Genomic DNA, 26,536 nt, shown 5'->3' with positions numbered 1-26,536 from the left:
TTTCTTCCTTACGCGTAAATATCCTGCAAAATTTTATCCGCCCCCTGCGCCAATAGCTGTTCGGCAATTTGCACGCCTAAAACGTCGGCGTTTTCCACCGCGCTTTTGCCTTCCGCGCGAATAATCGTCGAACCGTCCACGCTGCCCACTAAGGCGCGTAAATACAATTCGCCATCGCGCAACACCGCATAACCGCCAATAGGCACTTGGCAGCCGCCTTGTAAGCGATTGTTCATGGCGCGTTCCGCCAGCACGCAAGAGGTAGTTTCCGCATCCGCCAGTGGCGCCAGTAATTGTTGAACCGCAACATCGTCTGTCCGACATTCGATGCCCACCGCGCCTTGTCCGGCAGCAGGCAAGGATTGCTCCACATCAATAAAAGAAGCGATACGCTCTGCTAAACCTAACCGAATCAAACCGGCGGAAGCCAAAATAATGGCATCATAATCACCGTTATCTAATTTACTCAAACGCGTACCCACATTGCCGCGCAAAGAACGAATTTCCAAATCGGGACGTAATGTTTTTAACTGACATTGACGGCGTAAACTGGAAGTGCCGACCACGGCACCTTGCGGTAATTCCGCTAAAGTGCGGTAAGAATTTGAGACGAATGCATCACGCGGATCTTCACGTTTGCAAATCACCGCCAACCCAAGCCCTTCGGGAAATTGCATGGGCACATCTTTCATGGAATGCACGGCAATATCCGCCTCTTTATTCAGCAGCGCATTTTCCAGTTCTTTGACAAACAAACCTTTGCCGCCGATTTTCGCCAACGGCGAATCCAAAATCACATCGCCTTTGGTGACCATTGGGACGAGTTCCACATTCAGATCAGGATATAACTGCTGCAAGAGGTCTTTCACATAATTCGCCTGCCATAATGCCAAGGGACTTTGGCGGGTGGCTATTTTTAAGCTTTTTTGCGTCATGCTGATGAAATATTTCTTAATGATATAATAAGCACTTATCCTATCATTGTTAACCAAGAATGTCAGTTTCCATTTAATTTTTTTGCTTTCGCGACATTACGATGGTAGAGTAAGCGCCAACTCAGTATTGCCGTTGTCACAGGTTAGGATATTACTTGAAGCTTGATCTCAATAAAGCCAGAAAACGCGTGGATTATTTAGATAAACTTCGCATTCAGCGCGCTCTATCCGATACGCCTGAATCCTTTCAACAAGTATTCCGCCTGATTCCGCTGTTGCTCCATTTTAACCACCCCGATTTGCCCGGCTACATTGCTGATGCGCCGTGCGGTATTGTGCATTTCGTCGCTAATAAATTTCAGCAGAATTATCTCAAACACAATTATGCCCCTGACAGCGTAAAAAACATTTTAAAATCCCACCGCACTTTTCACGAACGGGCGATTCTCGGCGTGTATGTGATGGGCAGTATCGCCTCCATTGCGCAAACGCCTTCTTCTGATTTGGACATTTGGCTTTGTCATCGGGAAGATTTAAGTGCGCAATCCCGCCAATTATTACAACAAAAAATCGAATTGATTCAACAATGGGCAAAACGGTTTCATGTGGAAATCAATTTCTATCTAATGGATCAAAAACGCTTCCGTTGCTTTCATGACACCGAACCCGTCGGCATTGAAAACTGTGGTTCAGCGCAATATATGTTGTTGCTTGATGAATTTTATCGCTCCGCCATTCGCCTCGCGGGTAAACCCTTGTTATGGCTACATTTAGCCGTTGAAAACGAAGCGGATTACGAAGCGGAAATCGAGCGTCTGGCACAAAATGGCGAGCTGGATTTAAATGATTGGGTGGATTTCGGCGGATTGGGCACCTTGTCGGCAAACGAATATTTCGGTGCCAGCCTCTGGCAGCTATATAAAGGGATTGATTATCCGTATAAATCCCTGCTCAAAATTTTATTGTTGGAGGCTTATTCGCATGATTATCCGAACACCTTTTTAATTTCCCGCGAATTTAAACAGGCATTGTTAAACAATCAGCGCAAAGTTGAACATAAATTTGACGCTTATCTTGCCATGTTGCAACGGGTAACCGCCTATTTAACCCAGCAAAAAGAATTCAAACGGTTGGATTTCGTGCGCTGTTGTTTTTACATTAAAGTCCACGAAAACGAAGTGGAGCCGGAACAAAGCAACTGGCGTCTGGATGAATTACTCAAACTCACCCAGCAATGGGGTTGGAAGTGCGGTCAGTTGGAGCACTTAAATCACCGTGCCCAGTGGAAAATCAAGCAAACCACCAAAGTACACAACGATTTGATTAAATTCCTGATGTTAAGTTATCGCAATTTGGTGAACTTTGCCCGCAAACATCAGGTCAATGCCAGCATTATCCCACAAGATATGAGCATATTAACCCGCAAACTTTATACCGCATTTGAAGAATTGCCGGGCAAAGTGACCTTGCTCAATCCGCAACTCGCGGTGGATTTATCGGAAAAATACCTGACCTTCATTGAAGTGAAAAACAATCGTCGCTTTAAAGACGGCTGGTATCTCGTCAACCAAACGCCGACGGTGCAAGGTTTTAGCCGACCACGTTATACGGAATATAATGAAAGCCTGAATAAATTGGTGGCATGGGCGTATTTCAACCGATTGCTAACCGCCAACACCGAATTGTTCATTACCAGCGAAAACGTGGATCTGAAAACCTTACGCCAATATGTCACCGATTTACGTTTAGCCTTCCCGCTGGAAAGCCGATTCGCCAATAATTCCGAGCTGAGCCATCCTTGCGAAATTCGCAATCTGGCGGTCATCGTGAATTTAACGCAGGATCCGACCCGTCATTTAACGGAAGTCAAATCCAGCATTCAATCCAGTGATTTATTCAGTTTCGGACCGAATGAAGAAAGTTTGGTAGGCAGCATTGATCTCACTTATCGCAACGTGTGGAATGAAATCCGCACGTTACACTTTGAAGGGGCAAATGCGATTTTGTTGGCGTTAAAAGTGCTTTCCAACAAAATCTATCGTGGCGCGCCGCTGCCGCAACAGGTTCAGGTGTTCTGTTACAGCCGTTATTATCACCACGCTTTGCGTCGCATCGTGACCACCCTGATTAACAAATGTATCAGCATCCAAGTGGGTACCGCCGAACCACCGAAAAATAACCTGTTACGCGTTGCCGGCAAAAACTGGCAATTCTTCTTTGAAGAACGCGGTATCAGTCTGCAGGAAATTCATCATGCGGACATCGGCAAAACGCACCAATTAGACACCGCACTTAATGCCAAAGTCAAAGCGACAGAGCCGAAAATCGTCAAACTGCAGAAATACCCGCACGAGATTGACATGTTCGCCAGCGAGGGCTTCCTGCAATTTTTCTTTGAAGATAACGCGAACGGCAGCTTTAACGTGTATATTCTCGACGAACTGAATCGAATTGAAATTTATCGCAACTGCGACGGCACGAAAGAGAAAAAAATTCATGAGATAAATCGAATTTATCAGTTATCCGGCTTGGATGAAAACGACAATCCGTATAAAATCGTGCAACGTGATTTTAACTACCCGCAATTTTATCAATTCGTCACGACCAAAGAAGGCACGACCATCGTTCCGTTCCATAGTCGCTTGGCTTTATCCTAAAGGTTTTATATGACTGATAAATTAAAAGTATTAATTATTGATGACCATCCGTTAATGCGTCGCGGAATCAAACAACTCGTTGAGCTGGAAGAGGGTTTTGAAGTTGTCGGCGGTGCAGGGAACGGTACTGAAGGCATTAATCTGGCATTACAAACCTCGCCCGATTTGATTATTTTAGATCTGAACATGAAAGGGCTTTCCGGGTTGGATACACTTAAAGCATTGAGAGCAGAAGGCGTGGATGCGCGCATCGTGATTTTAACCGTTTCCGATGCCAAAAATGACATTTTCACGTTGATTGATGCCGGCGCGGACGGTTATTTATTGAAAGACACCGAGCCCGATACTTTGCTTTCTCAGCTAAAACGAATCGCCCGGGGGGAAGTGATTTTAAGCGATTCCATCAAAAATTTATTGCTGGAACGTCAATCTGCTCAAGAACCCATTTATTCCCTCACCGATCGCGAAATGGGCGTACTACGTTTAATCGCCACCGGTCTTTCCAACAAGCAAATTGCAGGACAATTATTCATTTCGGAAGAAACGGTAAAAGTGCATATTCGCAATTTGTTACGCAAATTGAACGTCCATTCCCGTGTTGCGGCAACCGTATTATATTTTGAACATAAAAACGGTTAAGCCCGTTTATTGAATCTACCTTCCAAATAGCCGGCATGATTGTCGGCTATTTTTTATGGAAAACCCTTGACCGACCTCAGAAAATATTTTGAAAATCCACCGCACTTTGCATTGCAGGGCTTTAGCCTAACGGGTACACTACTGGCATTTGATTTTGAGGTAAATATGAAGCAATCGGGCAATCGGATAACACATTGGGCAGCCAAAACAATTTTCGTTTTTTGTTTTCTTTGGCATCCGTCAGTATGGGCGGAACATCTCGTTGATTTGCAGGTCAGCGGCATCAAAAACGAAAAATTAAATGAAAACGTGCAGATTTATACCAATGCCATAGAAAAAGAAGACATGGACGGTTCCGATCGTTATCAGGAATCCGTTCGTCAGGCGGTGGATAAAGGCTTGCGTGCTTTCGGTTATTATGAAAGTGCGGTCAGTTTTGAACTCAAAAATCGCGCCAAGCCCAATAAACCCTTATTAATCGCTCACGTCACCGTCGGCAATCCGGTGAAAATCGCCGCCACTGACGTGGTTATCAGCGGACAGGCGGATGAAGATCCCGAATTTGCCAAGCTGGAAAGAAAAGTGCCGAAACCAGGCACAGTGCTGAATCACGAAACCTACGACGATTACAAAAGTTCGTTGCAACAACTCGCCTTAACACGCGGCTATTTCGATGCGGGGTTTGAAACCTCACGATTGGAAGTCATGCCTTCCACTTATCAGGCCTGGTGGAAACTTCACTTTAATTCAAAAGCACGTTACCACTACGGCAAAATCAATTTCCAACACGCGCAAATTCGCGAAGATTATTTACGCAATATGCTGAATATTCAGCCCGGTGAAGACTACTTACTCAGCGATCTTTCCACTCTGACCAATAATTATTCTTCCACCAACTGGTTTAACTCGGTGCTGTTACAGCCGCATTTGGACGATGAAAATAAATTGGTCGATCTGGACGTATTGCTTTATCCGCGCAAGAAAAACATCATGAGCGTGGGTGTCGGTTATTCCACCGATGTAGGTCCGCGCCTGCAATGGAGCTGGACCAAGCCCTGGATTAACGCTCGTGGGCATAGCGTAAGAAGCAATATGTATATTTCTTCGCCAAAACAGACATTGGAGCTCACGTACAAACACCCTTTATTGAAAAATCCGCTGAATTATTACTACGAATATTCCGCCGGTTTCGAAAACGAAAATACAAACGACACCAAAACCACCGCCTCTACCCTTGCCGCCCTGCGCTACTGGAATCATCCGACGGGCTGGCAATACTCGCTGGGGTTACGGGTGCGCCATGATTCTTTTACCCAAGCGGAAATCAGCGATAAAACCTTACTCATCTACCCGACAACCTCCCTCACCCGCACCCGGTTACGAGGCGGCGCATTTCCCGATTGGGGCGATTCACAACGTATCACCTTTGATTTCGGGCGCAAGTTTTGGCTATCCGACGTAGATTTCTGGAAAATTCAGGCATCCACCGCATGGATTCGAACCTACGCGCAAAATCACCGCTTCCTCACGCGATTAGAAGCCGGCGTGTTAAATACCGCCAGCATTCACCGCATTCCGCCTTCTTTACGTTTCTTCGCCGGTGGTGATCGTAGCGTACGTGGCTATGGCTATAAAAAAATCTCACCGAAAGATCGTAACGGCAAACTCATCGGCGGTTCGCGCTTACTTACCGGTTCCATCGAATATCAATATCAGGTTTATCCGGATTGGTGGCTTGCCACCTTCGTGGACAGCGGGCTGGCGGCAAATTCCTTTGATATGAGCGAATTGCGTTACGGCACCGGCGTAGGTGTGCGTTGGGCATCGCCAGTAGGCGCGATTAAATTTGATATTGCCACACCGGTGCGCGATAAAGACAACAGCAAAAATATTCAATTTTATATCGGGTTGGGTTCCGAGCTATAACACCCATCAACAAGAACGGATAATAAGATGACAGAACACACGGAACAAGCACCGCAAACCCCTGCACCAAAAACGAAAAAAAGCAAATGGCGTCGCCGTCTCTGCGCCGTAAGTGCGGTCGTTTTTTTTGCTGTTTTTGCCCTGTTGGGTATGCTTGCCACAGAAAACGGGCAGCATAAACTGATTCAGTGGGCGGATGATTTCACAGATGCCCTTTCCATTAAACGGATAGAAGGCAATTTAAGTGAAGGTTTGGTGCTAACCGATGTGCGTTTCCAAACGCAAGGCATCGGCGTCCAGGTAAACCAAGCCCGCCTGCAAATGCAATTAAGCTGCTTATGGAAATTAAAGGTTTGCGTTAACGACATCAGCCTGCAACAACCCGGTATTCAAATTGATACCGCCCTATTGCCGCCGTCGGGGCAAAAGCCCAAAGAAAGCGCACCGATGAAGCGTATTTCCCTACCGATCTCCGTGCAGGTCAATCAGCTTGCCGTGAAAGATTTGAGCTTGCTGATTGACAAAAACCAAATGCACTTGGCGACATTTCACACCGCCGCCGGTTTAAATAATGAAACGGGGATCACCTTATCGCCAACTCAAATCGACGATTTTCGTTTTGTTCAACAGCTGACTGAAAAAACACCGCGGGAAACCGAGGTTAAATCGGCAGAGACCACCCCCACGCCGATTAACTGGGAACAGATGGAACAGGATCTTAGCCGTCCGTTACTTGCCGATTTACCAAAAATAGACTTGCCCTTTGATATACACGTTCAAGGCATTAGCGGGAAAAACTGGCAATATCAACTGATTAACGATAAACAGGAAACCCTGCAAGACATTCTGGTTTCTTCTGTCGAACTGCAAGCCGACGCAACGGATTATACGGTGCAGTTACAAAAATTTGACGTAAAAAGCTCTCTCGGTGGTTTAACGGCAAGCGGGCAAATGCAGCTCAGCGAAGATTTCCCATTGCAATTTAAATTATTAGGCGATTTCAACACCTTCAAACACAATAATAACGTGTTGCTTCCTGCAAGCAAAATCGATCTAACGCTTTCAGGATCGCTGAAAAAACAGACCGCACTTTCCCTGCAAACCCAGGGTGCCTTAGAAACGACACTGGAAGCGCAGGCACAACCTGCTGCGCCGAAATTGCCATTAACGCTACATTTCACCGCCGATAAGGCACAATACCCGTTTAACAATAAAGATCCGCTGCAAATTAACGATCTGGTGTTGGATATTGAAGGAGATTTACTGACGGCACAAGTGAACTTAAAAAGTGCGGTCAGTGGCATGGGAATTCCAACCAACACTCTTAAATTACAGGCAGTTAGCCATTTATCCAATGTGGAAATTCAGCGTCTCTTGCTTAACGCGTTAAGTGGTTCGGCAGAATTACAAGGCAATTTGAACTGGCGTGACGGCATTGCCTGGGACAGCCATTTGCAGTTGGCAAAAATCAATGTGGGCAAATACTTATCCGTCTTCCCGGCCCAGTTATCAGGCAAATTAAGCTCACAAGGCAAAGCCAATCAAAGCGGTTGGCAGGTTGCCGTGCCGGAATTGGATATTCAAGGCACACTGTCCCAACGCCCGCTGAACCTGAAAGGCAATTTCACTGCGGGCAATCAGCAGTTGCTCAATATCCCGCAGTTATTGCTCACTTATGGCGACAATAAAATTGAGGTGCAGGGCCATCTCGGTGATACATCGGATTTTAACCTGGACATTAATGCGCCGAATTTACAGGGCTTGTGGGCGGATTTATCGGCGGGTTTGAAAGGCAACGTAAAATTAAACGGCAGCATCGCCCGACCAAGCATTCATGCGGATTTAACCGCAAGCCGCTTTGCATTCCAACACATGCGCCTGAACCAAGCCCTGATTAAAGGCGAAATCAACAGCGCGGAACAAATTAGCGGTCAGCTTGAAGTGAATTTAAACGGCTTTAATTACGATGAAATCAAAGTAAATCAGCTCAAATTGACGGCAAACGGCGACGAACAAAAACACAGTTTGCAGCTACAATCGGACGGCACCCCTGTGGCGACCAACTTAAATTTCATCGGAAATTTCAACCGCACTTTACAGCAATGGAAAGGCACGTTGAGCCAAATGATGATTAAATCGGAATTCGGTAACCTGCAAACCAACAAAAATGTTGCCATAACTTACAACAATAAAACCACCGAAGCCACTATTTCCGCGCACTGCTGGATACACAGCCACGCGGATTTATGTTTCCCGCAAAGCTTTAACGTGGGCGCAAACGGTGAAGTGCCGTTTGATATTAAGCGCTTTAATCTGGCTTTCATCAATAAACTGCTGGAACAGGAACTACTCAGCGGTCAGCTAAACAGTCAGGGCAAAGTGGCTTGGTTTACCGATAAACCGTTACAGGCTGAGTTACAACTTAACGGCAATCATGTGTCGCTAACGCAAAAGGTGGATCGTAAAACCTTCCGCCTGGTAATTCCGCAAATTGGTTTAAATGCCAATTTAGCCAACAATAACCTGGCGCTGAAATCCGATATTCATCTTCAGGATCAAGGGCGAATCGGCGCCGATCTGAAACTATCGGATATTGCCAATGCCCGTAAGTTGGGCGGTACATTCAGCATTCAAAACCTGAATTTGAATCTGGCGAATCAACTGCTTAACCGTGATGAACAGGTTAATGGCGCGCTGAGAGCCAATCTCACCCTCGGCGGCAGTTTAACCGCGCCGACCCTCAACGGCGATGTTAATCTAAACAAACTTACTGCCAAAATACGCGCATTGCCTTTTGACATTACCGAAAGTGAGCTGACGCTGCGTTTTACCGGCACCAACTCCACCCTGCAAGGGTATGTACAAACTGCCGACAGCCGTTTACACCTGAGCGGTGAGGCAAATTGGAAAAATGTGAATGACTGGCGCACCCGTTTACACGCCGAGGCGGATAAATTTAAAGTGGATATTCCGTCTATGGCAAGACTGAGAATCAGCCCGAATATCGACATCAGTGCGACACCGAAGCTGTTGGAACTTTCCGGCAATATTGATATTCCCTGGGCGCGCATTGCCATTGAAAACCTGCCGGACAGTGCAGTGGCGGTCAGCTCCGATGAAGTGATTTTAAATGGCAATAAGAAGAGTACTCTGCCGAAAACATTGCCGAGCGAAACCCAAAGCGGCATGGCAATTCGTTCTGATTTAAGAATCAATATCGGCGATGATGTCAGTTTAAATGCCTATGGCTTGAAAACCCATCTCCACGGGTTGCTCTCGGTGAAACAGGAAAAGGGCAATTTGGGGCTTTACGGCGAGGTCAACCTGAAGAACGGTCGTTACGCCTCTTTCGGGCAGGATTTAATTATTCGTAAAGGGCTCATCAGTTTTGTCGGTCAACCGTCGCAACCGATGCTGAATATTGAAGCAATTCGTAATCCGGAAGCCATGGAAGACGCAGGCGTTACAGCCGGTGTGAAAGTGAATGGTATAGCGACCGCACCCAGTGTAACCATTTTCTCCGAACCGGGAATGCCGCAGGATCAGGCACTATCTTATATTTTAACCGGCCGCTCCTTAGAAAACAGCGGCGATACCGCTTCCAGCGGTTCTGTGGGCGCCGCTTTGCTCGGCATGGGGCTCGCTAAAAGCGGTAATGTGGTCGGGGGAATCGGAAAAGCCTTTGGTATCAAAGATCTGAACCTGAGTACCGCCGGGGTGGGCGACAGATCTAAAGTAGTGGTCAGCGGCACCATTACACCGCGCTTACAGGTAAAATACGGCGTTGGGTTATTTGACGGTTTAGCCGAAGTGACTCTGCGTTACCGATTATTGCCACAACTGTATGTTCAATCCGTTTCGGGTGTTAATCAAGCCTTTGATCTACTCTATCAATTTGAATTTTAATTATGAATAACGAAAATTTACTAAAGAAAGCTAACAAACTCTACGCCCGACGTGGCGAGGTGCGTGAAATCGCCGCGATCGACTTAGGTTCCAACAGCTTTCACATGATCATCGCCCGCATCGTCAACGGCACGTTACAGGTATTATCGCGGTTGAAGCAGAAAGTCCAGCTTGCGGAAGGCTTGGATGAAAACCAAGTGTTAAGCCAGGCAGCAATTGAACGCGGGGTAAATTGTCTGGCGTTATTTGCCGAACGCTTGCAGGGATTTTCTGCCGAAAACGTGAGCGTCGTCGGCACTTACACCTTACGACGCGCGGTAAATAACGACGTGTTTTTACGCCAAGCCGCCAACGTATTTCCTTATCAAATTAATATTATTAGCGGCAAAACCGAAGCCAAAACCATCTACGCGGGCGTTTGCCACACCCAACCGGAAACCGGACGTAAATTCGTTATTGATATTGGCGGCGGTTCAACAGAGATGATTATCGGCGATAATTTCACGCCGTTAATTTACGAAAGCCGTCATGTGGGCTGCGTCAGTTTTGCGAAAAAATTCTTTCCGAACGGCGAAATCAGCGCGGAAAATTTCCGGCAAGCAAAACAAAGTGCATTGAATAAAATTGAAGATCTCGCCTGGGAATACCGTAACCTGGGTTGGCAATCGGTGCTGGGTTCATCAGGAACAATCAAAACCGTGCATCAAGTAATTTACGAAAATATCGATCCCAACGGCACCATCACGGCGCCCCGCTTAGACCAATTGATTGAACAAACTTTACAACATTCCCATTTTAACCAACTGAAATTCAACGGTTTAAACCCTGACCGTGCCGATGTTTTTGTGCCGGGATTAGCGATTTTAAGCGCGGTTTTTGAAAATTTTCACATTGAAAAAATGCGCTATTCCGACGGCGCATTGCGCGAAGGCGTAATGTACAGTCTGGAGCAAAATTTTCAGGTCAACAATATTCGGGAGCGCACCGCACTAGGTTTGGCGGAGCAATTTAATATCGATCAGGCACAGGCAGAGCGGGTGTATCAAAGCGCGGTTTTATTGTTTAATCAATATAATGCCTGGCAAAACACCGAGCTAATTCCGGAAATGCAGGATGTGCTTTTTTGGGCAGCGCGTTTGCATGAAGTGGGCATTGTGATTAACCATAAAGCTATGCAGAAACATTCCGCATACATTTTATACAACACGGAACTGCCCGGTTTTGACAACGAACAGCATCGTCTGCTTTCTACGCTGGTGCGCTATCATATCGGCAACTTTAAACTGCCGGATATGTTCAAGTTTTCCCGCTATAACGAAAAAGACGTTTTAGCCCTCATCCGTATTTTACGTTTGGCGGCGATTATTAACCGCTCCCGTCAAGCCACCGAGAAAACCGAAAAAATCATCTTGAAAAACGACCGCACTTTTAGCGACTGGCAGTTGGAATTTGAAACAGATTATTTAACCCATAACCCGTTACTGAAAAATGATTTGGCATTGGAAAATCGTTTTTTACAAACCTTGGAATTAAGCCTGTCGGCACGTTGATTTTCGTGATCAATAAAAAATCCCCGTGACATCGTATAACGGGGATTTTTGTTATATAAGCCGATTACGCTTTGGGCCCGGCAGAAATTAAGGCTTTACCTTCTGCATTGGTAGCGTATTTTTCGAAATTCTTCACAAAACGACCAGCAAGATCTTTCGCTTTGGCTTCCCATTGCGCTTTATCGGCATAAGTATCACGCGGATCTAAAATAGCCGGATCAACGCCGGGTAATGCCTTAGGAATTGCCAAATTGAAGATTGGTAATTCGCTCATTTGCACTTTTTCGATAGAACCGTCTAAGATGGCGTCGATAATACCGCGCGTATCTTTAATGGAGATACGTTTGCCCGTGCCGTTCCAACCGGTGTTCACCAAATAGGCTTCCGCACCTGCCGCTTGCATACGTTTTACCAACACTTCCGCATATTGGGTTGGGTGTAAGGTTAAGAATGCCGCACCGAAACAAGCGGAGAATGTTGGGGTCGGTTCGGTAATACCACGTTCGGTACCGGCTAATTTCGCAGTGAAACCGGATAAGAAGTAGTATTTGGTTTGTTCCGGTGTCAATTTAGATACCGGCGGCAACACGCCGAAAGCGTCAGCGGTTAAGAAAATCACTTTAGTAGCGTGACCTGCGCGGGAAACCGGTTTAACGATGTTATCGATGTGATAAATCGGATAGGAAACGCGGGTGTTTTCGGTTTTGGAACCGTCATCGAAATCCACTGAACCGTCTGCACGCACCACTACGTTTTCTAATAAGGCATCACGACGGATTGCGCGATAAATATCCGGTTCGTTTTCTTCGGAAAGGTGAATGGTTTTCGCGTAACAACCACCTTCAAAGTTGAAGATACCCACATCATCCCAACCGTGTTCATCATCACCAATTAGCTCACGTTTCGGATCGGTAGAAAGGGTGGTTTTACCGGTGCCGGACAAGCCGAAGAACACAGCAACATCACCGTCTTTGCCTACGTTAGCGGAACAGTGCATTGCGCCCACGCCTTTTAGCGGCAGGAAATAGTTCATCATAGAGAACATACCTTTCTTCATTTCGCCGCCGTACCAGGTGCCGCCGATTAATTGAATGCGTTCGGTTAAGTTAAACGCTACGAAGTTTTCGGAATTCAAGCCTTGTTCTTTCCAGTTCGGGTTAGTGCATTTAGAACCGTTCATCACCACGAAACTTGGTTTGAAATCTTTTAATTCGGCGTCGGTCGGACGAATAAACATATTTTTCACGAAATGCGCCTGCCATGCCACTTCAGTCACGATACGCACCGCAATACGGTCTTTTTCGCTGGCGCCGCAGAAACCGTCAATCACGAATAAGCGTTTGCCGGAAAGCTCTTTGGTGACGATGTCTTTTAAGCTTGCCCAGGTTTCTTGGGTCATCGGTTTATTGTCGTTTTTCGCCGCGTCGGAAGTCCACCATACGGTGTCTTTGGTGGTGTCATCTAAAACAATATATTTATCCTTAGGAGAACGTCCGGTAAAAATGCCGGTATCCACAGCGACCGCGCCGGTGGTGGTGACGGTGCCTTTTTCGAAACCTTCCAAGCCCGGTTTGGTTTCTTCTTCAAAAAGTTGTTCATAACTTGGGTTATAAACCACTTCTTTTACATTATGAATACCAATTGCCTCAAGTTCTTTAACTACGTCGTTTACATCTGTCATATACTTCACCTCATTGTGTTAAAAGTTAAAAATTGGACAACATTCTATGAAAATTTCTCCCTAAAAACTGTTAGCTTGATCAAATATTTGAACATTGCTTTATTTTTTATTGCATTTTAGGTAAATTTACCCGCCGATTTGAGAAGCATTTTCGCTCTATTAAAAGTAACGCAAAAAACCACCGCACTTTCAATGGGAACTTATGATTTAGCGCTCGTTCTAAGTAACACAATGATCAACCACCCGGAAGGAATAGCATGAAATTACGCAAAACCTTTTTACTTGTCGCTTTACTTTACTTTCCCGCCGCGTGGGCTGCAGACCTTGCCGGTTTAAACATCAAATACAGTTCCAATTATTTAATGCCGGCTTATGTACATTTCAAATCGGACGGCTTTGAATATACAATTAAAGCTAACATTAACGTGCCTTTATACAACATTCAGTTCACCTCCAAAGGTACGCAAAGTAGTAATTTTTTCAATATGTTAAGTTATCAAGACACGCGTAATAACAAACCTTATGCAAAAGCCAAAATCGCCAATCATAAAATCGAATACGGCAAAGTAAAAAACGGCTTAAAAACCGAAGAGTTAACCCTGCCGACCTATGATTTATTCACTGTGGCATTCCAGCTCAGTTATTATGATAAACTGCCGAACAGCTTCCAAATCACCAACGGCAAAAAACTCTACCCAATGGAAAATGTAGTGCTGAACACCAGCAAGAAACAGGTTAAATATAACAAACAAGAGGTGACCGAAATCACCTACAAATTCAAAACCGGCGATAAAGACATTATGGTGAAAAAACACGAGGGAGAAAAATTCCCTCGCTTTATTTCCTACAATCGCGACGGCGATAAGTACAAACTCACCTTCAGCGAGTTTGTGAAAGACTAAAATTTTATCGAAAAACAAGGCCGCCTGAATAAAAAAATTGACTTTTTATTGAAAAGTGCGATCACAAAAAACAACGTTTTTTTAAATCGGGTGAATAAAAATTTATGTATTTCTCACGCAGTTAAACAGGTGCTAAAAATGAACGCTATTCAGCCTGAAGATAAGAGCTTTTGGCTTTTCACTCAGGGATCAACAATACATTTAATTGACGGCAAGCTTCCTTTCGGCAATGCCACCGAACTGGGTTTCGTCGGGCTTCATGCTATGCGCATCGGCGAATGGCTGGAGCAACCGTTATATTTGGTGGAAACCCAACCGAACGACAACCGCACCTATTTTTCTTTACGCGATCAACTGCCGCTGCCGCAAGCGCAATTTAATCTGTTGAGCTGCGGCGTGGAGTTAAATCATTTCTATCAGACCCATCAATTCTGCGGAAAGTGCGGTGGAAAAACCGAGCAAATGCAGGAGGAATGGGCGGTAAAATGCCGTGCCTGCGGTTTTCATACCTATCCCGTCATTTGCCCTTCCATTATCGTTGCAGTACGACACGATTCACAAATCCTGCTGGCAAATCATATGCGCCACAAAGGCGGCATTTACACCACGTTGGCGGGTTTTGTGGAAGTAGGCGAAACCTTTGAGGATGCGGTACATCGCGAAATTTGGGAGGAAACCCAAATCAAAGTAAAAAATTTGCGTTATTTCGACAGCCAGCCTTGGGCGTTTCCTAATTCGCAAATGGTGGGTTTTTTAGCCGATTATGAAGGAGGCGAGATTACTATTCAGCGTGAAGAACTTTATGACGCACAATGGTTTGATTGCGACCAACCGTTGCCCGAACTGCCACCGCACGGCACCATCGCACGCAAATTAATTGAAACCACACTTGAATTGTGTAAACAGCATAAAATAAACCATAATAAGGAACGGGCATGACTACATTGAAAAATGATCGTTATTTGAGAGCGTTGCTACGCCAACCGGTGGATATGACGCCGATTTGGATGATGCGTCAGGCGGGACGCTATTTGCCGGAATATAAGGCGACCCGTGCACAGGCAGGCGATTTTATGTCCCTGTGCCGCAATGCGGAATTGGCGTGTGAGGTGACGTTACAGCCATTGCGTCGCTATGATTTGGACGCGGCGATTTTATTTTCCGATATTTTAACGATTCCTGACGCCATGGGGCTGGGATTAAGCTTTGGTGCAGGGGAAGGACCGAAATTTGAACGGGTTATCGACAGCAAAAGTGCGGTGGAAAATTTACCCGTTCCTGACCCGGAACAGGAGCTGCAATATGTAATGAACGCCGTGCGCACTATTCGCCGTGAACTGAAAGGTGAGGTGCCACTCATCGGTTTCTCCGGCAGCCCGTGGACCTTGGCGACCTATATGGTGGAGGGCAGTTCTTCCAAAGCCTTCACAAAAATAAAAAAAATGTTGTATGCCGAACCGCACTTATTGCACGCGTTGTTGGATAAACTCGCCGACAGCGTTATTTTGTATTTGAATGCACAAATTAAAGCGGGTGCGCAAGCGGTGATGGTGTTTGACACCTGGGGCGGCGTGTTGGCGCACCGCGATTATCCGGCATTTTCGCTGCACTATATGCACAAAATCGTGGACGGCTTAATTCGCGAACATGAAGAGCGTCGCGTGCCGGTCACGTTATTTACCAAAGGCGGCGGACTCTGGCTGGAAGCCATTGCCGACACCGGCTGTGATGCGGTGGGGCTGGACTGGACGGTGGACATCGCCGAAGCCCGTCGTCGTGTGGGGCATAAAATAGCGCTGCAAGGCAATTTGGATCCGAGCGTGTTGTACGCACCGGCAAACCGAATTGAAGATGAAGTGCGGTCAATTTTGGCGGCGTTTGGTGCGGGCAACGGCCATGTGTTTAACCTCGGTCACGGCATTCATCAGGATGTGCCGGTAGAAAGTCCGAAACGGTTGGTAGACGCAGTACATCAGCTGTCTCAGCCTTATCATCTCTAAAGTGCGGTGGAAATATGATGCGAAATCCTATTCATAAACGTTTAGAAAATTTAGCCACCTGGCAACACCTGACTTTCATAGCGTGCCTGTGCGAGCGGATGTACCCTAATTATCAGCTGTTTTGCCAAATTACCGAACAACCGCAACATGCCAAGGTGTATCACAATATTCTGAATTTGGCGTGGGAATATTTAACCGTTAAAGACGCGAAGATTAATTTTGAAAATCAGCTGGAAAAACTGGAAAACATCATTCCCGATGTGAATGACTATGATTTTTACGGTGTGGTGCCTGCGTTGGATGCCTGTGAAGCATTATCGGAAATGTTACATACCATCATTGCCGGCGATTCCCTAACCCAAGCGGTGAAATTAAGCCAATTATCTTTACAAACCGTGGCGGATTTGCTGGCGGAACAAAATGAACGCGAATTATCCGAGACAGAATTAAAGGAAAGCGAGGAAATTCAGCAAGAATTGGACGTGCAATGGCAAATTTATCGCGTACTGAAAGACGCGGAAAAGCACAATGTTGAGCTGATTCTGGGTTTAAAAAATGAGTTACGCGAGGTAGGAATTTCGAATATTTGTGTAAAAATTGACCAATAGTGCGATATTTTCTGCAAAAATAACATTTCCTGCTTTGCTTTAAGTGCAACTTAGATTAAGCTTTGCACTGCACTGATTCCAGTGATTATGGTCATTGAATAGATAATCTTAAACGTTGTTTATTCCACCAATGTCAAATTTATTTAAAAATAGAAGGTACTAGTCTATGAACAAAACAGATTTAATTGATGCTATCGCAAGCTCAGCTGAATTGAACAAAAAACAAGCTAAAGCAGCTTTAGAAGCAACTTTAGACGCTATCACCGGCAGCTTGAAAAAAGGTGAGGCGGTGCAATTAATCGGTTTCGGTACATTTAAAGTGAACGCACGCAAAGCGCGTACCGGTCGTAATCCGCAAACCGGCGCAGAAATCAAAATTGCCGCATCTAAAGTTCCGGCATTCGTTTCCGGTAAAGCATTAAAAGATGCTGTTAAATAATTAGCCCCTATCTTTAATGAACTTAACCCTGTTTATCAAAACAGGGTTTTTTATTTGCTATTTCCGAAAATTCTTCCGTTTACACCCCGCCTAAATACCGCTAAACTTTCGAACCGAAATTTAATTTGAACTATTTTGACCCAAAAATGACTAAGCGAAACATTCAGACCCGTAATACGCAACAGCGTCGCCACGGCATCATGCAATTATTGCAGGAACGGGGCGAAATCAGCGTCGAGCAATTGGTGCAATTATTCGATACCTCGGAAGTGACTATTCGTAAAGATTTATCGGTGCTGCAAAGTAATGGTTTTCTGCTGCGTCGTTACGGCGGTGCGATTTTAATGCCGCAGGAATTGCTGGAAGATGCGCAAGAAGATTTTCTTTCGGAACGAAAGTTGGCAATTGCGAAAGTCGCGGCGGAACGCATTCGTGATCATAATCGTATTATTATCGACAGTGGTACCACCACGGCAGCATTGATTAAACAGCTAAATCACAAGCAAGGTCTGGTGGTAATGACCAATTCCATGTATGTAGCGAATGAGTTGCGTTCTTTAGAAAATGAACCGACCCTGTTAATGACCGGCGGCACTTGGGATAACCGCTCCGAATCCTTTCAAGGCAATGTGGCGGAACAGGTGTTGCGTTCTTATAACTTTGATCAGTTATTTATCGGCGCGGATGGCATTGATTTTGAACGCGGCACGACCACCTTTAACGAATTGGTTGGTTTAAGCCGTGTTATGGCGGAAGTGGCACGTGAAGTGATTGTGATGGTGGAATCACAAAAAATCGGGCGCAAAATGCCCAATGTAGAATTAACCTGGCAGCAAATTGATGTATTAATTACCGATAGTTTGTTGTCGGAAGAAAGCAAAAACCGTATTGCAGCCCATGGCGTAGAGGTGATCTGTGCTTAAAGTGCGGTGGTTTTCGCAAACGTTTTTTTATTTAATTCAGGAGAGCTAAAGCTTATGTGTGGAATCGTCGGTGCAGTGGCACAACGTGATATCGCGGAAATTTTAATTAACGGATTACATCGTCTTGAGTATCGTGGTTACGACTCGGCAGGTTTGGCGGTGGTCAATTCGCAACATGAATTGCAACGTGTGCGCTGCTTAGGCAAAGTGAAAGCGTTAGATGATGCAGTGGAAAAAACGCCATTAATCGGCGGCACCGGGATTGCGCATACCCGTTGGGCAACCCATGGTGAACCTTCCGAAGAAAATGCCCATCCGCACGTTTCCGGCAATTTCGCTGTAGTGCATAACGGTATTATTGAAAACTACGAAGAATTGCGCACCTTGTTAAAAGAACGCGGCTATGTCTTTACCTCCCAAACCGACACGGAAGTGATTGCGCACTTAGTGGAATGGGAAATGCGCACGGCGGGTAGCTTATTGGAAGCGGTGCAAAAAGTGGTGAAACAATTAACCGGTGCTTACGGCATGGTGGTGATGGATCGTATGCAACCGGAACATTTGGTTGCCGCCCGTTCCGGTAGCCCGTTGGTGATCGGTTTAGGGATTGGTGAAAACTTCCTTGCTTCCGACCAGCTTGCGTTGTTAAGCGTGACACGTCGCTTTATTTTCCTGGAAGAAGGCGACATTGCCGAAATTACCCGTCGTTCCGTGGATATTTACGATCATCGCGACGGCAACAAAGTCGAACGTGAAGCGCACGATTCCAATTTAGAAAACGATGCGGCGGAAAAAGGCAAATATCGCCACTTCATGCAAAAAGAAATTTACGAACAGCCGACCGCACTGATTAACACCATGGAAGGTCGTGTGACCCACAATAACGTGATAGTTGAAGCTATCGGTAACAGTGCCAAAGAAATTCTGGAAAAAGTCGAACATGTTCAAATCGTTGCCTGCGGTACTTCGTACAACTCCGGTATGGTGGCGCGTTATTGGTTTGAAAGCATAGCAGGCGTCAGTTGCGATATTGAAATCGCTTCCGAATTCCGTTACCGCAAATTTGTGGTGCGCCCGAACAGCCTGTTGATTACTCTTTCCCAATCCGGTGAAACGGCGGACACTTTAGCCGCCTTGCGTTTGGCGAAAGAAAAAGGCTACATGGCGGCAATGACCATTTGTAACGTGGCGGGTTCCTCTCTGGTGCGTGAATCCGATTTAGCCTTCATGACCCGCGCCGGCGTGGAAATCGGCGTGGCTTCGACCAAAGCTTTCACTACACAATTAGCGTCATTGTTAATGTTGGTGGTGGCGATCGGTAAGGCGAAACACACGCTTTCCGCCGAAAAAGAACAGGAAATGGTCAAAGCATTACAAGCCTTGCCGGCAGAAATTGAGAAAGCCTTGGCGTTCGATAAACAAATTGAAACGCTGGCGGAAGATTTCGCCGAAAAACACCATGCCTTATTCTTAGGTCGCGGCGAATATTATCCGATTGCCATGGAAGCGTCCTTGAAGCTGAAAGAAATTTCTTACATTCACGCCGAAGCCTATGCCGCCGGTGAATTGAAACACGGCCCGTTGGCGTTAATTGACGCGGATATGCCGGTTATTGTGGTGGCGCCGAACAATGAACTATTGGAAAAAATCAAATCCAATATCGAAGAGGTGCGCGCTCGCGGCGGTCAGTTATATGTTTTCGCCGACAAAGAAGCAGGCTTCACCGAAGCGGAAGGGATGAAAATCATCACCATGCCGACGGTCAACGAAATCACCGCGCCGATTTATTATACCGTGCCAATGCAGTTGTTGGCGTATCACATCGCGCTGATTAAAGGTACCGACGTGGATCAGCCGCGTAATCTGGCGAAAGCGGTCACCGTAGAGTAATCGCAAAAAAACGCTTTAAAATTCGACCGCACTTTGGTTTCAGCAATCAAAGTGCGGTTTGTTTTTTGGGAGATTTTGCAATTTATGATCGAGAAAATAATCGCTCTTTACATATCCTCCCGCTTGCTTGCGGGAGAAGGGAGATGAAAGAATTACAATTTCTTCCCAAAGAAATCCGTCAATTTCTCGCTGATTTGTTTCACATATTCAGGCTTCCAGTAGGTTTCGATATGGCTCGCTCCTGGGATTTTCACCAATTCTTTGTCTTGCGAACCTGCTTTTTCAAAGGCTTTGTCGCTCATATAAAGGGTGTCGGCTTTGTCGCCTGCCACGATCAATAATGGCGTGTTGATGAGTTCCGCGTGGTCGGTGGCGTCCCATGTCATTAAGTCTAACAAGCTACCCATGGTGTAACGTGGCGTGCTGTTTGGGTGGCGGTGGGTGATGCCGTAGTATTCAAAACCGTCTTTGTATAAGCCAGCAGGCATTTTCGCCACGTCCGCTTCGGTGATTTTGCTCATATCCGCATTCGCTGCGTATTCCACGTTGCCTTTGGCTTCTTCGGTACGCGCTGCCGCCGCTTGTGCAAGGCGTTCTTGAATAGTAGAAACTTGGCTTCCGCCTAAGCCGTTACGACGCACATCACCTGTGTTGAACAAGCTCACGGTTGCCACGGCGTGCAAGCGTTTGTCGCTTTGTGCTGCCGCGAAGGTGTAACCGCCACCGCCACAAATGCCTAATGCCCCGATACGGTTGGTATCTACGCCTTGATATTTTTCAAGGAAGTCCACCATTGCGTGAACATCGTTGATACGGTTTGCCGGTTTGTCGGTTTGACGTGGTTCGCCACCGCTTGCACCTTGGTATGCCGCATCAGCCGCGATGGTGATATAGCCTTGTTCGGCTAATTTTTGGGCGTATAAGCCTGCCACTTGCTCTTTCACGCCGCCGTTCGGGTGCGCTACGGTAATTGCCGGGTATTTTTTGTTTGGGTCAAAGTTGGCTGGTGTGTAAACGTTGGCGGAAATTTTAATGCCGTCGTTATTAACGTAAGTCACCGGGTGAATATTCACTTTGCCTTTCACGTTTTCGGTGATTGCCCCGTCATAAGCCAAGGTGAACGGATTTTGTTTGTAATCTGCTGCCATTGCATTTGCTCCTAAAAATGATGTACCAATTAATGTGGCTAAAAGGGTGGTTTTTAAAAGTTTCTTCATAAGATGTCCTGTTTGAGGTTGTTTCGTCATTTGATGTATGCATTATAGCGAAGCCCTATGATAAGATAAACCACCTTTTCCTTAATATATTAGAAAGCAATGCTTAACAATCTTCCCAACCTCAACGAGCTTTATTATTTTATCCAAGTGGTTCAGGCAGGCTCTTTTGCCAAAGCGGCGAACAAGCTGGGCGTAACGTCATCGGCACTCAGCCAGAATGTGAAAAGCTTAGAAAAATCGCTGGACTTACGGCTGCTCAACCGCACCACACGCAGCATTTCCCCCACCAACGCAGGGGAAAAATTACTCGCCCAAATCACACCGCACTTTCACGCCATCGTAGGCGGACTCAATCAGTTAGACGACTGGCGAAATTCCCCCCTTGGCACCATCCGCATCAACACCAGCGAAGTGGCGGCGAATTTGTTGCTTTACCCGAAATTAAAAACGCTCATGCAACGCTACCCCGAACTGAAAATCGAAATGGTGGTGGAAAACCGTTGGGTGGACATTGTGGAACAGGGCTTTGATATGGGCGTGCGGCTGGGATATGCCTTGTATAAGGATATGATTGCAGTAAAAATTTCTGACCCCGTCCGAATGGCGGTGGTGGCAAGCCCCGATTATTTGCGTGGCAAACCGTCCGTGCAAGCCATCGCTGACTTGCCCGCCCATCTCCTGATTGGTCTGCGACTTTCCAACCAACACGGCGAAGCCCACTGGGAATTTCAACACAAGGGCGAACGCATCACCTTCCAACCCGAACCACATTTTTCCGTGAATAACGGCTTACGCCACCAAGCCGCCCTAGACGGCTTAGGCATTGCGTGGCTGCCAAAAATCGTGGTGGAAAAGGATTTGGAAGCGGGGCGGTTAGTGGAATTGCTCGACGAATACGCAATGGAATACGAACCGCTGTATCTCTACTACCCAAACCGACAAGGGCATTCACGAGCGTTTGAGTTGGTGGTGGAGGCGTTGCGGGTGTAGCCGTCCGTGGGTATAAATACCCACGGTTAAGCATAGCTATACCCCATTGGGGTATTAAAAGAATCAGCCCAGAGGGGCTGAACTATACCTAACCGAGGGTAACTTGTTACCCTCGGCTTTATAATTATTACGAAGTGATTACTTATCCAACCCCTTTGCCTTCAACCAGCGCGCCATTTCTTCCGCCACTTTATCATTGTTCAAATCGCTAAACATAAAGTGCGTGTTGCCTTTGATGCCGATTTTCGGCAGATGAATTAGCTCCGCTTTGCCGCCGTGTTTGTTGATGGTATCCACAAATTGTTGTGCCATTTTCATTCGGATAAACCATTGCTCGCCGCCTTGCGTGCCGTCTAAATGGTCGGGAATGAAGTCGCCAAAGTAGATGACAATTGGCATTTTAGTGAGTTTTTCAAATTGCGCTTTCGGCACAGTCAGCGGAGCAACATCACCAAATTTGCTCTCTAATTTCGCAGGCGTTTCGCCTTCGGGGAAGAAAAACGCACCGGGTTCATAAGCAACCACGCCTTTGACTTTATCGCTTGCCATCGCTGTTGTCCAACCGATAACCCCGCCTGCGGAGTGGGTCACAAATACGCCACCGCCTGTTTTATCAAAGAGTTTCACCATACTATCGGTGATAACCGGCACATCAAATGCCCCCGTGTCTGGCGTCATCATTCGGAAGAATTGTGCTTGGCTTTCCGCATCTTTCGGGAATGCCACGCCTTCGTTCATCTTCGGATAAACACCGATACGGAATTGGGCATACCAAAATTGGTCGTCAGGTGTGGCTGGCACATTGGCATCAACAGTACTGCGTCCTGCTTGTCCGCGACGAGGTTGATCCACCAAATAAACTGGGTAGTTGCGTTGCAAGAAAAGCTCGTTAAAGCCTTCGTGTCCGTCTGGTGTGGTCATCCAACCGCGTGCAGATTGCCCGTAGCCTTGCAAGAACACCAACGAATTTTATTTCGCATTGGTTGGAATTTGGTAAAACACGCTGGCATGATCACCGTGTAGCGTCATTCCTCCTGCTTTCACCGCCTCGCCGTACACATCAAAAAATGCCGAGCTTTGGCGGTTTTTAATCGCATCAGGGATTGGCGTATAAGTGCCTTCCGAGGTTTTCACCGTGCCGCCCACGGCAAAGGAGCCTTGCTTCTCAATGGAAAGTGGGGCAGCGTAGGCTTGTACGGCTAAGGCACAAGCGGTTAAAAGTGTAGAAATTTTTGCGAATTTTTTCATGGGGTTTCCTTTTGAAAGTGGGGGGACTCTCGCCCACTTGCGGGTTATGGTAGGGTGGGATTTATCCCACCATTAAACAATCAATCTTATTATCGGTGGGATAAATCCCACCCTACGCTTCCTTTGTGAAAAAGCCTAAAACTTCATACTCGGCGCCAACAAACGCTGCAACTTCGCATCGTGATGTTGTTTCACTTCCACTTGGTTATCAAAAATCATCACATTGCCGTTTTCGCGGGTGTAAGCGTCCCATTGCGGTAAGCCTTCACCGTTCGGGTTGCCTGCTTTAGCGAAGTTCGTCCACGCACGGGCCATTTTATCCGCCAACGCTTGAGCTTCATCACCACCGCCTGTGGCTTGTGCCATACGTTGAATATTGTTGAACACAAAGGCAATTTCTGCGGTGTGGTAGCTCATTGGCGTGCCATTAAACACAGGCGTATCCCAGGTAAACAAATAGTTATACACAGGTGCACCTTTTTGATCTTGATTTCAAGCCCGCGGTTTTTAACGCAGGGGCACGCAAGAAGCTATCTACATATAACGCATCGGCAAGCATACGATCTGGGTACGCTTCACGGAATGCAGCCACGATTTCATCAGTTTTCTCGCCATATTTCGCTTTTAATTTTTCTTGAACTTGTGCTTCCGTCCAAATGAAACGGTTGTCTTTTTGAGTGTTGACAAGATCAAGCTGTGCCCCAAAACTTTCCCATTCCGTTAAGTTTGAACCAATCAGAAGTGGAATATCTTTCGCGATTTCTGGGTATTTTTGCCCACAGGCTCCTGCGGGATATAATCGCCGTCCATTGTTGGTGCCCACGCTAAGCCATAGCCCGTTCCGCGTAATGGTGTGATTTTTTGTTCTTCTGCGGTTTGTTTTAAGGCTTTATTGGCGGCAGCATTAATTTGATCCGGTGTAAAGCTATTAAGTCGATTAAGTGCGGTCGGTTTTACGCCTAAATTTGCAAGGGTCAGCTCCGCCACGCGTTGCCCTGTTTTCGGTGACGTAAGCGTCATACCCATTTTTTCTACCGCACCACTTTGCACAATCGCTTTGTTGAACAAGCCTTTTGCTGCTGGTGTCGCCATTAAGGTTAACACTTTCGCACCACCGCCACTTTCACCGAAGATGGTCACATTATTCGGATCACCGCCAAATTGTTCAGCATTCGCTTTCACCCATTCCAATGCAGCCACTAAATCTTGAATACCCGCATTTGCTGAATTTTTATACTGTTTTCCGTAAGCAGAAAGATCTAAATATCCCATGGCATTTAAACGGTGATTAACCGACACAACGACTACATCACCTTTGCGGGCTAAGTTTTCGCCATCATAACTGTCTAAATCATTTGATGCGCCCGATTGAAAACCGCCGCCGTGAATCCACACCATCACCGCCCGTTTTTTACCGTCATTTTTCGGCGCCCAAACGTTTAAATTTAAACATTGCTCACTTTCCGTCATTTCAGGTCCGGTAAAGAAGAAACTACGACCGCCCATCGGCACTTGCGGGCAGACATCGCCATAAGTCAACGCCATTTTTGTCCCTTGCCAATTCTCCACCGGTTTTGGTGGCATAAAACGTTCTGCTGTGGCATACGGAATGCCTTTATAGGTCAAAATATCGTTATGAATATAACCTTGGATTTCACCCGATTGGGTTTGTACCACGGCAATGCCGTTGCCCGCTTGAATAGTATCGTTAGTGGCATAGCTTAAATTTGTTACACTTAAGCCACTTGCAATAGCAAGAGCTAACGTCAATTTGGAAGGGAAAAGTTTCATCGGATTCTCCTAAAAGTGTCATCATCAAGAAAGTGCGGTTATTTTAGCGAGCGTTTTTATTTTGATAAATGGGGTTTTATTGGAAAGGCTATTGAGTGAAATTCAATAATTAAAATGCCAAGTTTTATTCCTAGGGTAACAAGTTACCCTAGGTGACGCATAGTTCAGCCCCTTTGGGGTTGAATTTTATCCTCTCGCCCGCTTGCGGAAGAGAGGATTTATCTATTAACGATTAATCAATGCCTGCCCTGCCGCACTATAACGCTCGCCCACAATCTGAATTTGCGAAAGTGCGGTTTGAATTCGAGTTAAATCTTCTACGCTTAAATGCACGTCCGCACCACCTAAATTTTCCACTAAACGATGAGGTTTCGTGGTGCCGAAAATCGGGGCAATCCATGGTTTTTGCGCCAACACCCAAGCCAAGGCAACTTGTGCTAGAGTTACGCCTTTTTGAGCGGCGATGTTTTTCACCAATTCGGCTAGCCCAAGGTTGCTTTTCAGCGCATCGCCTTGCAAACGGGGAACGCTGTTGCGGAAATCGTTGGCGGCAAATTGGGTATCGGCGGTGATCGTTCCGGTAAGCAAGGATTTTGCCAATGGACTAAATGGCACGAAGCCAATGTTTAATTCTTCTAGCAGTGGGAAAATTTCCGCTTCAGGTTCACGCCACATCAACGAATATTCGCTTTGCAATGCCGACACAGGTTGAACGGCGTGAGCGCGACGGATAATCTCCGCACCCACTTCAGACAAGCCGAAATACTTCACTTTGCCCTCTGCAATCAAGTCTTTCACCGCGCCCACCACCTCTTCAATCGGCACATTCGGATCGACGCGGTGCTGATACAACAAATCAATATAATCGGTGTTCATGCGTTTGAGTGATTGCTCCACCACTTGGCGAATGCGTTCAGGACGGCTGTCCAGCCCCTCCGCCACATTACCATTTTTGAAACTGAACTTGGTCGCAACCACTACCTGATCACGAAATGGCGCAACAGCTTTCCCCACTAACACTTCATTCGCTTCACCATAGGCTTCGGCGGTATCAAAAAACGTGACGCCTAAATCAAAGGCTTGCCGAATGAGTTTTACCCCCTCTGCTTGAGGAATTTCCGTGCTATAGCCGAAAGTTATGCCCATGCAGCCCAAACCAAGCTCAGAAACCGTTAAACCTTGTGAGCCAAGTTGTCGAGTTTGCATATTGTTCTCCTTGTTTTTCGTAAGATAG

17 protein-coding genes and 2 pseudogenes are annotated in these 26,536 nt (G+C 46.4%); 13 read left to right on the top strand and 6 right to left on the bottom strand.

Translation table 11 applies throughout. From position 1 onward, the window contains the following. Positions 1 to 8: 8 nt before the first annotated feature. Positions 9 to 935, bottom strand: a complete 927-nt coding sequence (hemC, locus tag LIN98_RS04150) for a hydroxymethylbilane synthase (RefSeq protein WP_005589373.1) — start codon at positions 933 to 935, stop codon at positions 9 to 11. 155 nt (positions 936 to 1,090) lie between these two features. On the opposite strand from hemC, the gene LIN98_RS04145 reads away from it, so the two are divergent. From LIN98_RS04145 to ppx, 5 genes are all read left to right on the top strand, one after another. Next, positions 1,091 to 3,592: a class I adenylate cyclase gene (locus LIN98_RS04145; RefSeq protein WP_005572438.1), complete on the top strand. Its 2,502-nt coding sequence runs from the start codon at positions 1,091 to 1,093 to the stop codon at positions 3,590 to 3,592. Positions 3,593 to 3,601: 9 nt separating this feature from the next. Beyond that, positions 3,602 to 4,231, top strand: coding sequence for a two-component system response regulator NarL (narL, locus tag LIN98_RS04140; protein WP_005549976.1), 630 nt, complete (start codon positions 3,602 to 3,604; stop codon positions 4,229 to 4,231). Between the two features lie 66 nt (positions 4,232 to 4,297). Then, on the top strand, positions 4,298 to 6,157 hold the full coding sequence (tamA, locus tag LIN98_RS04135) for an autotransporter assembly complex protein TamA (RefSeq protein ID WP_014167611.1): 1,860 nt from the start codon (positions 4,298 to 4,300) through the stop codon (positions 6,155 to 6,157). 27 nt (positions 6,158 to 6,184) lie between these two features. Continuing rightward, the gene (gene tamB / locus LIN98_RS04130; RefSeq protein ID WP_249856169.1) at positions 6,185 to 10,063 is read left to right on the top strand and encodes an autotransporter assembly complex protein TamB; all 3,879 of its coding nucleotides are present in this window, start codon (positions 6,185 to 6,187) and stop codon (positions 10,061 to 10,063) included. Positions 10,064 to 10,065: 2 nt separating this feature from the next. Next, the gene (gene ppx / locus LIN98_RS04125; protein WP_005589368.1) at positions 10,066 to 11,613 is read left to right on the top strand and encodes an exopolyphosphatase; all 1,548 of its coding nucleotides are present in this window, start codon (positions 10,066 to 10,068) and stop codon (positions 11,611 to 11,613) included. A gap of 64 nt (positions 11,614 to 11,677) precedes the next feature. Here the strand turns inward: ppx and pckA are convergent, their stop codons facing one another. Continuing rightward, the gene (gene pckA / locus LIN98_RS04120; RefSeq protein ID WP_249856168.1) at positions 11,678 to 13,294 is read right to left on the bottom strand and encodes a phosphoenolpyruvate carboxykinase (ATP); all 1,617 of its coding nucleotides are present in this window, start codon (positions 13,292 to 13,294) and stop codon (positions 11,678 to 11,680) included. A 257-nt stretch (positions 13,295 to 13,551) separates the two neighbouring features. On the opposite strand from pckA, the gene LIN98_RS04115 reads away from it, so the two are divergent. From LIN98_RS04115 to glmS, 7 genes are all read left to right on the top strand, one after another. Then, the gene (locus tag LIN98_RS04115; protein ID WP_005566909.1) at positions 13,552 to 14,196 is read left to right on the top strand and encodes a hypothetical protein; all 645 of its coding nucleotides are present in this window, start codon (positions 13,552 to 13,554) and stop codon (positions 14,194 to 14,196) included. Positions 14,197 to 14,334: 138 nt separating this feature from the next. Continuing rightward, positions 14,335 to 15,135: an NAD(+) diphosphatase gene (gene nudC / locus LIN98_RS04110; RefSeq protein WP_014167609.1), complete on the top strand. Its 801-nt coding sequence runs from the start codon at positions 14,335 to 14,337 to the stop codon at positions 15,133 to 15,135. Further along, positions 15,132 to 16,196 (top strand): uroporphyrinogen decarboxylase, encoded by a 1,065-nt coding sequence (hemE, locus tag LIN98_RS04105; RefSeq protein ID WP_005566644.1) that lies wholly within the window; start codon positions 15,132 to 15,134, stop codon positions 16,194 to 16,196. Before nudC ends, hemE begins: the two co-directional genes overlap by 4 nt. 17 nt (positions 16,197 to 16,213) lie before the next feature. Next, positions 16,214 to 16,804 carry a YjaG family protein gene (locus LIN98_RS04100; protein WP_032999899.1) on the top strand — a complete coding sequence of 197 codons (591 nt, stop codon included), beginning with the start codon at positions 16,214 to 16,216 and terminating at the stop codon, positions 16,802 to 16,804. Between the two features lie 166 nt (positions 16,805 to 16,970). Continuing rightward, a complete protein-coding gene (locus LIN98_RS04095; protein WP_005541993.1) occupies positions 16,971 to 17,243 on the top strand; it encodes an HU family DNA-binding protein in 273 nt (90 codons plus the stop codon). Between the two features lie 146 nt (positions 17,244 to 17,389). Further along, entirely contained in the window at positions 17,390 to 18,166 is a 777-nt protein-coding gene (locus LIN98_RS04090) for a DeoR/GlpR family DNA-binding transcription regulator (protein WP_005562331.1), read from the top strand. 54 nt (positions 18,167 to 18,220) lie between these two features. Continuing rightward, positions 18,221 to 20,056: a glutamine--fructose-6-phosphate transaminase (isomerizing) gene (gene glmS, locus LIN98_RS04085; RefSeq protein WP_005586860.1), complete on the top strand. Its 1,836-nt coding sequence runs from the start codon at positions 18,221 to 18,223 to the stop codon at positions 20,054 to 20,056. 152 nt (positions 20,057 to 20,208) lie between these two features. Here glmS and LIN98_RS04080 read toward each other — a convergent pair whose 3' ends face one another. After that, positions 20,209 to 21,273 carry an alpha/beta hydrolase gene (locus tag LIN98_RS04080; protein ID WP_014167606.1) on the bottom strand — a complete coding sequence of 355 codons (1,065 nt, stop codon included), beginning with the start codon at positions 21,271 to 21,273 and terminating at the stop codon, positions 20,209 to 20,211. Positions 21,274 to 21,372: 99 nt separating this feature from the next. On the opposite strand from LIN98_RS04080, the gene LIN98_RS04075 reads away from it, so the two are divergent. Beyond that, complete coding sequence (locus LIN98_RS04075) at positions 21,373 to 22,263, top strand: LysR family transcriptional regulator (RefSeq protein ID WP_014167605.1); 891 nt, start codon at positions 21,373 to 21,375, stop codon at positions 22,261 to 22,263. A gap of 138 nt (positions 22,264 to 22,401) precedes the next feature. Here the strand turns inward: LIN98_RS04075 and LIN98_RS04070 are convergent. The 3 genes and pseudogenes from LIN98_RS04070 to LIN98_RS04050 form a co-directional block, all read right to left on the bottom strand. Then, positions 22,402 to 23,511 (bottom strand): annotated as a pseudogene (locus LIN98_RS04070) (alpha/beta hydrolase). A gap of 135 nt (positions 23,512 to 23,646) precedes the next feature. Beyond that, positions 23,647 to 25,302 (bottom strand): annotated as a pseudogene (locus LIN98_RS10385) (carboxylesterase/lipase family protein). Between the two features lie 225 nt (positions 25,303 to 25,527). Continuing rightward, positions 25,528 to 26,508, bottom strand: a complete 981-nt coding sequence (locus LIN98_RS04050) for an aldo/keto reductase (protein WP_148326219.1) — start codon at positions 26,506 to 26,508, stop codon at positions 25,528 to 25,530. Positions 26,509 to 26,536: the final 28 nt, after the last annotated feature.

Source organism: Aggregatibacter actinomycetemcomitans (genome assembly GCF_023518055.1).
Taxonomy (GTDB): Bacteria; Pseudomonadota; Gammaproteobacteria; order Enterobacterales; family Pasteurellaceae; genus Aggregatibacter; species Aggregatibacter actinomycetemcomitans.
The sequence above is the reverse complement of the archived record's forward strand: the minus strand, read 5'-3'. Positions and strand labels throughout refer to the sequence as shown.